This window comes from Capnocytophaga canis, from assembly GCF_043187445.1.
Lineage (GTDB): Bacteria > Bacteroidota > Bacteroidia > Flavobacteriales > Flavobacteriaceae > Capnocytophaga > Capnocytophaga canis.
In genome coordinates this window covers 2,199,647-2,213,771 of sequence record NZ_CP171121.1, presented here as the reverse complement: position 1 = coordinate 2,213,771, position 14,125 = coordinate 2,199,647, and the positions used below count along the sequence as shown (strand labels likewise).

Sequence of the window (14,125 nt, the reverse complement as noted above, 5' to 3'; positions counted from 1 at the left end):
AAAGAAAATGATTATGAAATCTCGAAAAATAATTTCTATTTTTAGTATGCTTTTACTATCATTGGTTGCAATTGTTGCCTGTGTAAAAGATACAGATTACGAACTTCCAGATTATGACAAAGGACAACTAACTCCTTTTAATGGAGAGATTGTGAGTTTCACAAAAGCAAATAGCTCAGCTACAGCCGAAGTTACTGACTATGCCAAAGATGAGGCTATTGAAGGATATATCGTTTCAAGTGATGAAGGAGGTAACTTTTATAAGAAGTTGTATATCCAGAACGAAGAAAAAACAGCTGGAGTAGCAGTAAGTATTGATAAAACTGCTTTGTACACTGAGTTCCCTGTTGGAAGTAAAGTACAACTTCGTTTGAAAGGACTTAGCACTCAGATCAACAACGGAGGATTGGAAATTGGCTACAAAACTTATACAAGTAGCAGTGGAAGAGTGAGTGTGGGAAGTATTCCCCCTGCCGTTTATTCATCTCATCTTTTTGTTCTAAAGGATCAGAGTAAAACCGTTGAAGAGTTAGCAAAAGCAGATGCTTCTATTGAGACTTTAAAAGTAAATTCTAATGTAAATCAATTAATTACATTAAAAAATGTATCTTTCCAAACCGCTGCAATCGGAAAAACCTATCACTTAAAAGCCAATGATGCACAGCAAGGAACAAACTATAATTTGATAGACAAACAAGGTCAAAAAATTACATTTAGAACCAGCCGATATGCTAATTTTATTGATGAGAAAGTACCTGCAGGTATTTTAGATGTCACAGGAGTATTAACAAAATATGGCTCATCCTATCAATTTATGGTAAGTTCAACCAGTGATATTAAGGTTATTGGAGAAGGAAATAATGAGGAGGAAACAGAACAAATTACCATTTCGCAATTCCCTTTTGATGAATCCTTCTCTTCAGGAATGCCTAAAGGATGGAAAACTATTGCTACCAAGGGAGATAGACTGTGGGAAATAAAAACTTTCAATAAAGTTAATTATGTACAAATGTCGGCATTTAAGCAAAATGCTGTGATTGATGTAACTACATGGCTAATTACGCCAAAATTTAACATTACAACTGAAGATCTGGCTCTAAAAATTAAATTAGCAGATGCTCATCAAAATGGGAATCCGCTAAAAATATATTACAGTAGTGATTACAACGGAAGCAATGATGTTAATGGGGCTACATGGAAGGAACTCGGTAAGTCAGCAATTGATGCGTTGATAAACAACAGTGGAAAATATGATAACAACTATGAAGAATCTGCGGCTATTCCACTTCCAAAAGAAGAAATTTATATTGCTTTTGTATACGAAAGTGGAGGAAAAATAAGTACAACTGTCCAACTGCAAAATGTACACATAGGTCAAAATCAGGGAGAAACTCCCGATAATCCTGACACAGACGCAACTCTGAAAACCGTAAAAGAAATTCGTGAGTTACTTGCATCAGAAACTTTTGTTTTTGAGGAAAATGTAAAAATCAAAGTCGTAATAACATCTGACAAAGAGGCGAAAAACGTGGCAGGTGCAAATGCATTTGCTCAGGATAATACAGCGGGTATTGCCTTACGATTCGCTTCTGCTCATTCCTATGCGTTGGGTACTGAATTAGAATTGAATCTAAAAGGTACTAAACTGAAAAAATATAATGGATTATTACAAATCGAAGGACTCAAAGTTAGTAACGTTATCAATCAAAAAGCAGATGCGGGAGTGCCTACTCCGAAAACAATTACTATTGCAGAGGCTTTGACAGGAAACTACGAGAGCCAATTGGTGCGTATTGAAAATGCTCAGTTTACGGATGTTTTAAAAATCTACAGCGGAACTCAAACTATCACTACGGATTGTACCAATCATTTGGCTGTATACACTCGAAAAGAAGCATCTTTTGCAGGAAAAGACGTTAGCGATAAAAAAGGTACAATCACTGGGGTAATGGGAGTTCATTCCAGTGGCATTCAACTCATAATGAGAAATATAAATGATGTGAAATTTGAAAATGATTACACTAAATGTGAAGGAGATACTCCCGATAATCCTGATACAGAGGCAACTCTCAAAACTGTAAAAGAAATACGTGAATTACTTAAAGCAGAAACTTTTGTTTTTGAGGAAAATGTAAAAATCAAAGTTGTAGTAACATCTGATAAAGATGCGAAAAACGTAGCAGGTGCAAATGCATTTGCTCAAGACGACACAGCAGGTATTGCTTTGCGATTTGCTTCGGCTCATTCCTATGCATTGGGTACTGAATTAGAGTTGAATCTAAAAGGTACTAAACTGAAAAAATATAATGGATTATTACAAATTGAAGGACTTAAAGCCAGCAACGTTATTAATAAGAAAGCGGATGCAGGGGTGCCTACTCCTAAGACAGTTACCATTGCAGAGGCTTTGACAGAAAACTACGAGAGCCAATTGGTGCGTATTGAAAATGCTCAGTTTACGGATGTTTTAAAAATCTACAGCGGAACTCAAACTATCACTACGGATTGTACCAATCATTTGGTTGTATACACTCGAAAAGAAGCATCTTTTGCAGGAAAAGACGTTAGCGATAAAAAAGGTACAATCACCGGGGTAATGGCTGTCCATAACTCTACTATTCAACTCATAATGAGAAATGTAACTGATGTGAAATTTGAAAATGATTATACTAAATGTGAAGGAGATACTCCCGATAATCCTGATACAGAGGCAACTCTGAAAACTGTAAAAGAAATACGTGAATTACTTAAGGCAGAAACTTTTGTTTTTGAGGAAAATGTAAAAATCAAAGTTGTAGTAACATCTGATAAAGATGCGAAAAACGTGCCAGGTGCGAATGCCTTTGCTCAAGATAACACAGCGGGTATTGCTTTGCGATTTGCTTCGGAGCATTCCTATGCGTTGGGTACGGAATTGGAATTGAATTTGAAAGGTACTAAACTGAAAAAATATAGTGGTTTGCTACAAATTGAGGGACTCAAAGCCAGCAACCTTATTAATAAAAAAGTAGATGCAGGAGTGCCTACCCCCAAAACAATTACTATTGCGGAAGCTTTAACAGGGAACTACGAAAGCCAGTTAGTACGTATAGAAAACGCTCAGTTTAAAGATGTTTTAAACGTTTACAACAGGACACAAGTTATCACTACGGATTGTAATAATGCTTTGAATGTTTTCACCCGAAGCCAAGCAACCTTTGCAAATCAAGATGTGAGTAATAAAAAAGGTACGATTACGGGAGTTATGGGCATTCATACGTCAGGTGTTCAACTCATAATGAGAAACATAGGCGATGTAAACTTTACGCAAGCCTATCAAGATTGTGGCGACTCAGGAGACCCGAGTACGCCTACGTATGAGGAGAAAACCGTGAAACAAATCCGTGATATGCATACCTCAGCGGATGTTGATATAGCGGAAGACCTCAAAATCAAAGTAGTAATAACATCTGATAAAGACGGGAAAAATGTGCCACAGACAAACGCTTTTGCTCAAGACAATACAGCGGGAATTACCTTGCGATTTGCTTCGGAACATTCCCATGCGTTGGGTACGGAATTAGAATTAAATTTGAAAGGTACTAAATTGAAAAGGTATAATGGGTTATTACAAATCGAGGGACTCAAAGCCAGTAACGTACTCAGCAAAAACAATAGTGCGACACCTATTACCCCAAAAACAATTACCATTGCAGAAGCTGTAACAGGGAATTACGAAAGCCAGTTAGTACGCATAGAAAACGCTCAGTTTAAAGATGTTTCGGTGATCTACAAGGGAACTCAAACTATCACTACGGATTGTAGCAATGCTTTAAATGTTTATACGAGAAGTCAGGCAGTGTTTGTAAATGAGATTGTAAGCGATAAAAAAGGTACGATTACAGGAGTTATGGGCGTTCACACTTCGGGTGCTCAACTTATAATGAGAAATGTAAGTGACGTAAACTTTACCGAAGCCTATCAAGATTGTGGAGACCCAAGTACTCCTCCTACGAATGCTGAGAAAACCGTAAGTGAAGTTCGAGCAATGCATACTTTAGGAGATGTTGATATTACGGAAGACCTCAAAATCAAAGTAATTATTACTTCTGACAAAGACGGGAAAAATATAGCAGGTGCGAATGCCTTTGCCCAAGATAACACAGCGGGAATTGCCTTGCGATTTGCTTCGACTCATTCCTATGCGTTGGGTACGGAGTTAGAATTGAATTTGAAAGGTACTAAACTGAAAAGGTTCAATGGGTTACTACAAATTGAGGGACTCAAAGCCAGTGTTAATGTGCTTAGTGTAAACAACAGTGCAACGCCTATTACACCAAAAACAATTACCATTGCAGAAGCCATAACAGGGAACTACGAAAGCCAGTTGGTACGCATTGAAAACGCTCAGTTTAAAGATGTTTCAAAAACTTACAAAGGGACACAAGCCATCACAACGGATTGTAACAATGCTTTGAATGTTTATACGAGAAATAATGCTGTGTTTGTAAATGAGACTGTAAGCGATAAAAAAGGTACGATTACGGGAGTTATGGGGGTTCATACTTCGGGTGTTCAGCTTATAATGAGAAATGTAAGCGATGTAAACTTTACGGGAGCCTACCAAGTGTGTCCGTAGTTTCTCTCGTAAGAAGTGATTTTGGAAAGTGTTATTTACTTGAAAGAATAACCCCGCCTCCAAAGATAAAAACTAAAAAATCACTACGGAAAACATATCCGTAGTGATTTTTGTTTTATTTTTGCCTCAAAAAAAGATGAAAAACAATCATTTTGCCACATTCATTCGCTATTTCCTACAAGGGATTTTAATTTTAGGGCCTTTGAGTGCCACCATATGGATTATATGGTCTATTTTTTCGAGTATCGACAACTTACTGCCCGATGTCTCAAAAAAATACCCCGGATTGGTGTTTTTTATGATTATCATCGGGACTACGTTGGTTGGATTTATCGGAAATAAATTCCTTTTAGGACGCTTGCTTGTCAATAGTTTAGATTATTTGTTGGAGCATACCCCAGGTATCAAGTTTATCTATTCCTCTATCAAAGATGTACTGACTTCATTTGTAGGTGATAAACGGAAATTCAATAATCCTGTGTGGGTTAAAGTACAAGAAAAACCCGAAACTTGGCGTATTGGCTTTTTAACTCAAAAAAACATGGACTTGGCAAATATGCCTGATATGGTTAGCGTTTACCTACCCCATTCCTATGCGATTTCGGGTTGGGTGATTGTCACCAATGCTAACAATATAAAACCAGCTGAAGGCTTTTCCGCTCATAAGGCTATGGAATTTGCCCTCAGTGGAGGGATGAGTGGCATGACAAATACAAAAAACCACTAAAAGGATTTTTAGATTTTCCCTTCAATCATTTCAAAGTTTTCATCTATTAAAGTAGAGCGAATACCGTGATGCCAATGGGCTCTTCCAAAAATTAAAATTACCTTTTTGTCCTTTACGGTTTTTATAAAGTTTTCAAGATGTTCATCGCGGAATGTATGAGAGTATCTATAAAGCAAATTTGTTGGGTGCACCCCTTTTATTTGCTCACATTTGTAAGGAGTATTCAAAGGTGTGGTAAAATCACATTCATTCAACGGAATTTCTCCATATTTAGCCTCATATGCCTCAATGACTTCTTCCGTAGTCATGTCAATATTCACGTCTGTTCCATAAATGATTCCTGTGTTTTCCATCGTTTGCCCAACATATTTTTTGTAACATTTTGGCAGCGAATGATTGTTTTTGTCGCTATAGGAAGGTGTGAGGTGAAATCCCATAAGTTTTCTTCTTTTTAATAGTAAAGTATCTTTCCGCTGTTGATTTATGGTATCTCTACTTAGATACATTCCTTCGTAATAAATTGTATAGCCTTCTGAACGTTTTATTTCTAAATAGGCTTTGATTTCATCATAATACTGCTGGCGACCCAAATGATTCATCGGAATATAAATAAAACTTTGATCTCCTCGTACAAATACTTTTTTATGTTTGAGAGCTGACCTTTGTACGTTAAATAACTTAATCAAAGTACATTGACATGACGATAACAAAAATGACAATCCGAGAATTAGTAAAAAACGTTTTTTCATAAATAACATCACAGCCGTCCGAAAGTTTTTTGAAAACTCATAAAATTCCTTGTCAACCCTTTATTTATAAGGGCAGACTTGTTTGTTGTGCGGAATTATCTCTGTCAAAGAGTGTGTTTTCAGGTGGTTTTTTCACTTTTTTTACGATAGGTTTCAGTTCGTTGCAAACATAATTCAGCGTCAGATAGTGCATAAGACACACCCTTATTTTCTCGCAAAAATTACTAAATGCCGTCTTTTTATCGCTATAAAATCGCTTTATCAACTCCAACAGAAGATAGCAAATCAAAGATACATAAATCTGTGATTTCACCGCATTTTCACTCGTGCCAAGAAAAGTTTTTATCTGTAAATTTTGCTTCATCGCCTTGAAAAACAACTCAATATCCCATCGTTTTTTGTACAAATCCGCAATGGTTCTCGCCGTCCAATCCATATTATTGGTGATGATTTCTATGGTTTTGTTGCCGTCTTGCTTATAAACCGTTACCAAACGTAATTTCTCTTGATCAATACCACTTTCTACCGCCTTTTTTGAGGTCAAAACGATGATTTCATCTTTGAGGATGTCGTGGTCTTTTTCATCAGGCAGGTCTCGTTCTTCAAAACTTTGGTAGAGCGTGTTGGACTTAATTCGCGTAACAAAAGTATTTTGGCAATGGATTCTGCCGAGCATCAAACTAAAATCAAAATAGCCTCTATCCTCAACAATGATGGTGTTTTTCGGATAGATATTTTGTTGTAATCCTTTGCTATCGTGTGTTTTAGCTTCGGTGATATTGACCATTTCAGGCAATCCAAGTTGATCGTCCCAAACGGTGTGAATTTTGAGTCCGCCTTTAGCTGTCCGAAATTTTGCCCAGTTGAAAAGACTTAAACACAGGCTAATGGTAGTACTGTCAATGATTTTTATTTTGTGGTTTTGGATTTCATCGATGATATGACTTTGATGTTTGGCTTTTAAAGAGTGTTTGTAATACTTTAAAAGACTAGAATACAAATCTTTAAATACTGCATAATGTCTTACTTTGTTTCCATCACTCATTGTTGATTTTGCGGGACTTTGTTTGAGTTGGAGATCGCTTAGGAAAGTGCTACTTACTGATAATCCGCAACTTATGTCGGATAGCGTATAGCATTTATTCAGCTGTCCGAAAGTTAGTGCCACCAATTGGTCGCGAGTTTTATAGGTAGACTTTCCCTTATCGGACTGATGTTTAGCGATTTCCGCTCTTAAAATATGCGCAGGAATGAGATCTAAAATTTGTCTGATTACGGGTTTATTTGTATTTTTGCTTCGCCTGAAGAGTGCCATAATTGAAAAAAAATGGGAATTTTTCAAATATACAACATTCTCAGGCAACTTTTATTTTAAAAGTTTCGGATAGTTGTGAAATAACATATACTTTGTGAGTATCCCATAATATACTTTTTGGGGGAATGTCGCTTAAATTTTCCCTTCAATAAGCTCAAAACCTTCATCTCTTAGAGTAGGGTAAACCCCCATAATCCAATGTTTTTTTCCAAAAACGATGACCACCTTTTTGTCTTTTGTTGTTTTAAGAAGCTCTGCCAAATGAGAATCACGTAGCAAGTGAGTGTATGTAAAATTTATATTTGAGAATTCTCTCCTACTCATTTCTTTATTACACTCGTACGGGGCTTTCAGTGGAGTAGTAAAATCACATTCGTTTAATAAAATTTTACCATATTTAGTCTCAAATCTTTCTATAAGTTCTTCGGTGCTTAAGTCAGCATTCGTATCTATTTCGGGAATGATTCCTGTGTTCGTCAATGTTTGCCCCACGTATTTTTTCACACATCGAGGCAACGATTGGTTGTCTTTATCATTATATACCGTAAGGTGAAATCCTAATATTTTTCGTTGTTTTCGTTCTAAAGTATCTTTTTTTTCATCACTGATAGAATCACGACTTATCCCAACACCTTCATAATAGATTTTATATCCCTCCGAGCGTTTTTTTGTTATATATTCCTTAACTTCGTCATAGTACTGTTGCTTACCTAAATGAACCATGGGAATAAAAATAAATTCCTGATCACCTTTTACAAGTACTCTTTTATGTTTAACAGCAGATTTTTTAACAAGTACTAATCGTACCAAAGCACATTGACACGACGATAACAAAAATGACAATCCGAGGATTAGTAAAAAACGTGTTTTCATAAAATAAATATATGTTGTTAAGAGTTTAATTAAAATAAAAGCTGTTTTAAATTCAATTAAAATCTACTTGTAACATCCTAAATGCTTACCAAACTTGAAGACAGTTATTGGATTTTTATGGTCTTCAATTAATAATACGCTACCTAATTAAATGTTATTGATTATGCATATTCAACGGTACGAAAGTAGAATTAACATTTAAAATAACAAAATATTTTTAGAGTTTTTTTACAATCATTCAAATAATAAGAAAATAATGACATAAATAACATAATAAAAATAAAATAATTTTATTAATATGATATTTTTTTAACATTTTAATTACGTGGTTCAAATTTTTATTGTTAAAATACAGATAAAAAGATTTTTTTTTGATATTTTTCTCATTTGATGTTTTTTCCTCAATGCCCATACTCAGTAAACGAAATATTTTCTGAAAATCGTGGGTGCATAATTTTTGCAAAACCTAAAAAAATAGTACTTTTGTTGCTTCGAAAACATATATATATGAGAAATAGAATCCCGAAGTATCACAGGCCTATAAAAAACATCAATGACCCTATCGCTCAAGTGGATAGTTGGTATGCTGCGGTCGATGCTTTTGAAGAAAAACGTTATGCAGAATCTTTACGAAAGTTATTGGACTACATCAATCCAGAGGTAGCAAAGCAAGTACCTGCCTCGGGCGATTTTTCTGTTGAGTATCCACAAGGGTCTTCTCGTGTTACCTTTGGTGTGCGAAACGATTATTTTTATATCGAATCACCTTTCGTTAAAATTACAGAAAAATCAAACAAAATCGCTTTACTTCGTGAAGTTAATGAACTGAATTTTACGCACTTGACCATCCCTCAGATTCATCTCGAAAACCAAATGCTGTGGTTTAAATTCGAAGCTCCACTCTATGTGTGTCAGCCCAATAAAATCTATGAAGCATTGCGTGAAATTTGTGAAACCGCTGATGATTTTGATGATGAATTTATCGAAAAATACAATGTAGAATATGTGCAATCTCCTGTTATTGAACATCTTAATGAAGAAGAAAAACAACAAGCGTGGGAGAAAATCCAAAGTATTTTAGATGAATACAAACTCTTCATGGACTATTTTCAAGAGAAACGCTGGTCGGAAAGTCAGTGGGATATTTTGATGATTAGTCTGCTACAATTAGGAAATATGCCGTGTATACAAGGAGTTCTGCGTGTTGATTTACAGGAATATATACAAAATATAAGCAATAATCGAATCGACTTTCATTACCGCATTGACCGAGGAAGAAATTTCTTTAAAAAATTGATGGAGAAATCGCAAGAAGATCTTATGAAGGACATCTATTACACAAAAGCCTTGATGGGACTCAAATGGCGATCTTCTTCAAAAATCATCCAAGAATATGTAACCGACTTCGAAGAGCAGATACGCAAGTATAAAAATTCGAACGATCACTTCAACGTAGCTTATTACCTGAATTACATCTACTTACGATTGATGTATTTCTATAATTTAGATCAAAATTACAAGGACTTTATTATCGGAACACTTGAACGTGCCTCGGGTGAAGCCTACGAAAAGGCAGCCACTATTTACTTGGAAACTTTTGATCATTTGCTCAATGAAACCTTACCGAAAAACATCAAAAACGGAACAACAACCAAAAAAGGCTTTTTGGCTCGGTTGTTTGGATAAAATCAAGAATTGAACATGGAACAACATAAAAAATATATCTTTAAAATCATTACCTCAGGAGGAACAGGTAGTGGTTTTGCAGTTAAGGGTTATGATTTTTTAATTACAAACTATCACGTGGTGGAAGGAGCAAAAACGTTGGCAGTAGAAGACCAAGAGCGAAATCGTTACTTTGCACGTGTGGTAATGGCAAACCCTGAATTAGATCTAGCTTTTTTGCACGTTGAGGGAATTTCATTAGCAGATACTTCAATCACCATAAACCCTGATTTACAAATACATAATACGCAGAAAGTGTTTATCAATGGATTTCCTTTCGGAATGCCTTTTACCATCACGGAAGGAATTATTTCGTCGACGAATCAGCCGATGAACAATCGCCATTACGTGCAAACCGATGCTGCCGTAAATCCTGGTAATTCAGGAGGTCCAATGCTGAATCAAGACGGAATGTTGGTAGGGGTTACAACTTCAAAATTTACAGAGGCGGACAATGTAGGGTTTGCTATTCACTTCAATGAAGTAATCAAGGAATTACGTGATTTCACCTTTTCGGATAATGTTTTTAGGGTGAAGTGCAATTCATGTGATCATTTTATTGAAACAGAAACCAAATTTTGCCCACAGTGTGGAAATAAAGTGAATGCTTCTGTTTTTGAGGAATTTGAACTGTCCAATTTTGCCACATTCATCGAGTCGGCAATCGCTGACATGGGAGCAAATCCTATTTTGTGTCGTGCAGGACGTGATGTATGGGAGTTTCATCAGGGTAGTGCATTGATACGGATGTTTATTTTCAGAAGTAACTACTTGATTGTTACTTCGCCATTAGTGAAGCTACCGAAACAGAATTTAGCTCCGTTATACGAGTATATGCTTTCACATCCTTACAGTCCCTACCATTTTGGGATTTCCGAAAACATTATTTATTTATCTTATCGCGTACATCTTTCCGACTTATTCTCGGAAGATAGTGAAAAAATTAAAAATCATGTACGCGACATTCCAAAATTAGCGGATGATTTGGACAATATTTTAGTTGAACAATATCACTGTGAGTATTCAATCGATTCGAAATTAGCATAAAAGAGTACAAATAGGGAATTTGTGCTTGTAATGAGTTAAAATTTAAAATAAAAACATTGGTATTATGAGTATTATTGACGTTTTAATCGTTGTTTTGTACATTCTTTTAACCATTGGGGTAGGTGTTTGGATTTCAAAACGAGCATCAAAAGGATTGGATTCCTATTTTTTAGGCGGAAATTCCATAAAATGGTATTATTTAGGGCTGAGTAACGGTTCTGGGATGTTTGATGTGGCAGGAACAGCCTGGATGGTAGGGATTTTATTTCTCTATGGTGTGAAAAGTTTTATGTTTATGTGGATTTGGCCAATATGGAATCAAATTTTTGTAATGGTTTTCTTAGCAGCTTGGATTCGTAGATCAAATATTATGACAGGTTCCGAATGGATTTTAACTCGATTTGGTAATGATAAAGCAGGACGAGCCTCGCATTTGATTATCGCTATTTTTGCTATCATTACTTCGGTTGGGTTCATAGCCTATTTTTTCGAAGGGGTTGGAAAGTTTATGTCCATCATCCTTCCGTGGGATATGACTCTCGCTTTTGGAAACTCGGTACTCCTTACTTCAGAACAAAGCTATTCTTTGTTAATCATCTTTCTTACAACTATTTACACCATTAAAGGAGGTATGTTTTCTGTGGTTGCTACTGAAGTTCTACAATACGGAATTATGGTATTAGCAGGAATCTTGGTCGCAGGATATGCTTTCTTTACTATTTCGGATGCGCAAATCACAGCCATTATTCCCGAAGAATGGAAAAATATTTTCTTCGGCACAGAACTCACACCATTTTGGGATTCGAAGTATCAAGCATTCAATGATTTTATTGATACTCAAGGGTATAAAATGTTTGGAGCTTTTATAGGGATGTCCCTATTAAAAGGATTTTTTGCTAGTGTAGCAGGGCCTACGCCGAGCTACGATATGCAGCGAATCCTTTCAACACGCAATGTGAAAGAGGCTTCCTACATGAGTGGATTTACCAATATTATTTTATTCATACCGAGATATTTACTTATCGGAGGAATTGTAGTGATTGCATTGGTACATATTGCTCCTCAAATGTTAACAGGTATTACCAACAACGATTTAGAAACTATATTACCAAAAGTAGTGAATTTCCACGTACCTGTAGGAATCAAAGGGCTGTTGTTGGCTGGGTTGTTGGCGGCGTTTATGTCTACCTTTTCAGCGTTCGTAAATTCAGGTCCTGCATATATCGTAAATGATATTTACAAAAAATATTTCAAACCTGAAGCCTCGATGAAACATTACATTCATGCTTCTTATTGGGCGTCATTTGCGATTGTGATTCTTGGAGTAATTATGGGCTTTTTTGCCGATTCGATAAACGGTATAACCCTATGGATTACAAGTGCTTTGTATGGAGGGTATGTAGCTGCTAACTTTCTCAAATGGGTGTGGTGGCGTTTCAATGGTTGGGGCTATTTCTGGGGTATGTTAGCTGGTTTACTCATCGCTACTGCTCAATTCATTTTAGATATCAATAAGGCCAATTTCACAGAAGGAACTTGGTTATATAGCTTAGCACATATTCCTCCTATTTATTTATTTCCTATTTTCTTTGTGTTTTCGTTATTAGGCTGTTTTTTAGGCACTTATCTATCAAAACCAACAGAGATGAGTGTATTGGTAAACTTTTACAAAAACATTCGTCCGTGGGGCTTGTGGCATCCCGTGTATGTGCAGTTAAAGCAAGAGGATAGCACAGCTGTCAAAAATACTGACTTTTGGAAAGATATGGGCAATTGTGTTATTGGAATAGTGTGGCAATCGAGCCAAATTTTGATTCCTATTTTCCTGTTAATCAGAGATTATCCCAAAATGTGGTGGTCAATTGCCGTTTTTGCCTTAACCACAGCTATATTGAAATTTACATGGTTAGATGTCGTAAAAAAATATAAAGATTAATGAAACCTAAATTCATCATATCAGGCGGCGGTACAGGCGGACATATTTATCCTGCCATTGCTATTGCAAATGAAATAAAGAATCGTTTGCCTGATGCCGAAATTCTGTTTGTGGGAGCTGAAAACCGAATGGAAATGCAAAAAGTGCCTCAGTCGGGGTATCCCATCGAAGGATTGTGGATTTCGGGGTTACAACGCAAACTAACGCTTGACAACTTGATGTTTCCGCTGAAACTTGTCAGTAGCCTGTGGAAGGCTCGGAAAATCATCAAGAAGTTTCGTCCTGATGTGGTTATCGGAACAGGCGGATATGCCTCTGCCCCAACCCTTAAAGCGGCTCAATGGCTCGGCATTCCTACGATAATTCAAGAGCAAAATTCCTATGCCGGAGTGACCAACAAATGGGTATGCCAAAAAGCGGAAAAAATATGCGTGGCTTATGATGATATGGAAAAATTCTTCCCAAAAGAAAAAATCGTGAAAACGGGAAATCCTGTTCGGGCAGATTTGCTCAACATTTCCGAAAAAAGAAAGGAAGCTCAAACTTTTTTCTCTCTGAATCCAAATAAAAAAACGCTTTTGGTTTTGGGAGGAAGTCTCGGAGCAAGGCGTATCAATCAGCTTATTGAAAGCAATTTGCCTCTTTTTGAAAAACTTGATATCCAAGTACTTTGGCAGTGTGGGAAACTCTATTTTGAAGAATATAAAAAGTACGACTCTGAAAATATTAAAGTATTGCAATTCATTGACCAAATGGATTTTGCGTACGCCTCAGCCGATGTAATTATTTCCCGAGCAGGAGCAAGTTCCGTAAGTGAACTTTGCATTGTGGGCAAACCTGTGATTTTCATTCCGTCACCCAATGTTGCGGAAGACCATCAGACTAAAAATGCACAGGCGGTGGCGAAAAAACAAGGTTGTATTTTAATCCGTGAAAGCGAGTTAGATAGCCAATTTGAAACAATACTTTCACAGCTAATTCTTGACGAAAATCAGCAGAAAAATCTCTCTGAAAACATCAAAAAATTAGCTCAACCCAACGCAACTAAGGACATCGTAGATATTATTTTTAAATTATTCAAAGATTAAATGATTTAAAGATTAAATGATTTAAAGATTAAAAGATTGAAAAAATC

Annotated in this window: 9 protein-coding genes; 6 read left to right on the top strand and 3 right to left on the bottom strand. The window is 36.2% G+C overall.

What is annotated here, in order from left to right; all coding sequences use genetic code 11:
- Nucleotides 1–7 precede the first annotated feature (7 nt).
- Together ACF3OB_RS09425 and ACF3OB_RS09420 are read left to right on the top strand one after the other, a co-directional pair.
- On the top strand, nt 8–4,618 hold the full coding sequence (locus tag ACF3OB_RS09425) for a DUF5689 domain-containing protein (RefSeq protein WP_392447548.1): 4,611 nt from the start codon (nt 8–10) through the stop codon (nt 4,616–4,618).
- 136 nt (nt 4,619–4,754) lie between these two features.
- Nucleotides 4,755–5,345 (top strand): DUF502 domain-containing protein, encoded by a 591-nt coding sequence (locus ACF3OB_RS09420; RefSeq protein WP_392447546.1) that lies wholly within the window; start codon nt 4,755–4,757, stop codon nt 5,343–5,345.
- Nucleotides 5,346–5,353: 8 nt separating this feature from the next.
- Here ACF3OB_RS09420 and ACF3OB_RS09415 read toward each other — a convergent pair whose 3' ends face one another.
- The 3 genes from ACF3OB_RS09415 to ACF3OB_RS09405 all read right to left on the bottom strand — a co-directional run bounded on the left by ACF3OB_RS09415 (nt 5,354) and on the right by ACF3OB_RS09405 (nt 8,282).
- Nucleotides 5,354–6,031 (bottom strand): hypothetical protein, encoded by a 678-nt coding sequence (locus ACF3OB_RS09415; protein ID WP_095893371.1) that lies wholly within the window; start codon nt 6,029–6,031, stop codon nt 5,354–5,356.
- Nucleotides 6,032–6,158: 127 nt separating this feature from the next.
- Entirely contained in the window at nt 6,159–7,409 is a 1,251-nt protein-coding gene (locus ACF3OB_RS09410) for an IS4 family transposase (protein WP_095894317.1), read from the bottom strand.
- Nucleotides 7,410–7,541: 132 nt separating this feature from the next.
- Complete coding sequence (locus ACF3OB_RS09405) at nt 7,542–8,282, bottom strand: hypothetical protein (RefSeq protein ID WP_172919376.1); 741 nt, start codon at nt 8,280–8,282, stop codon at nt 7,542–7,544.
- A gap of 507 nt (nt 8,283–8,789) precedes the next feature.
- On the opposite strand from ACF3OB_RS09405, the gene ACF3OB_RS09400 reads away from it, so the two are divergent.
- From ACF3OB_RS09400 to murG, 4 genes are all read left to right on the top strand, one after another.
- Complete coding sequence (locus ACF3OB_RS09400; RefSeq protein WP_157908985.1) at nt 8,790–9,968, top strand: hypothetical protein; 1,179 nt, start codon at nt 8,790–8,792, stop codon at nt 9,966–9,968.
- A gap of 15 nt (nt 9,969–9,983) precedes the next feature.
- A complete protein-coding gene (locus ACF3OB_RS09395) occupies nt 9,984–11,054 on the top strand; it encodes a trypsin-like peptidase domain-containing protein (RefSeq protein WP_172914379.1) in 1,071 nt (356 codons plus the stop codon).
- 64 nt (nt 11,055–11,118) lie between these two features.
- Nucleotides 11,119–12,990: a sodium:solute symporter family protein gene (locus ACF3OB_RS09390; protein ID WP_042348582.1), complete on the top strand. Its 1,872-nt coding sequence runs from the start codon at nt 11,119–11,121 to the stop codon at nt 12,988–12,990.
- Nucleotides 12,990–14,078, top strand: a complete 1,089-nt coding sequence (gene murG / locus ACF3OB_RS09385) for an undecaprenyldiphospho-muramoylpentapeptide beta-N-acetylglucosaminyltransferase (RefSeq protein WP_392447544.1) — start codon at nt 12,990–12,992, stop codon at nt 14,076–14,078. The genes ACF3OB_RS09390 and murG overlap by 1 nt, the downstream gene beginning before the upstream one ends.
- The last annotated feature ends 47 nt before the right edge of the window (nt 14,079–14,125 follow it).

What these genes read in the sequence shown, in the direction of transcription:
- ACF3OB_RS09405 (WP_172919376.1), bottom strand. Translation starts at nt 8,282, where the DNA reads ATGAAAACACGTTTTTTACTAATCCTCGGATTGTCATTTTTGTTATCG.
- ACF3OB_RS09410 (WP_095894317.1), bottom strand. Translation starts at nt 7,409, where the DNA reads ATGGCACTCTTCAGGCGAAGCAAAAATACAAATAAACCCGTAATCAGA.
- ACF3OB_RS09390 (WP_042348582.1), top strand. Translation starts at nt 11,119, where the DNA reads ATGAGTATTATTGACGTTTTAATCGTTGTTTTGTACATTCTTTTAACC.
- ACF3OB_RS09425 (WP_392447548.1), top strand. Translation starts at nt 8, where the DNA reads ATGATTATGAAATCTCGAAAAATAATTTCTATTTTTAGTATGCTTTTA.
- ACF3OB_RS09395 (WP_172914379.1), top strand. Translation starts at nt 9,984, where the DNA reads ATGGAACAACATAAAAAATATATCTTTAAAATCATTACCTCAGGAGGA.
- ACF3OB_RS09420 (WP_392447546.1), top strand. Translation starts at nt 4,755, where the DNA reads ATGAAAAACAATCATTTTGCCACATTCATTCGCTATTTCCTACAAGGG.
- murG (WP_392447544.1), top strand. Translation starts at nt 12,990, where the DNA reads ATGAAACCTAAATTCATCATATCAGGCGGCGGTACAGGCGGACATATT.
- ACF3OB_RS09400 (WP_157908985.1), top strand. Translation starts at nt 8,790, where the DNA reads ATGAGAAATAGAATCCCGAAGTATCACAGGCCTATAAAAAACATCAAT.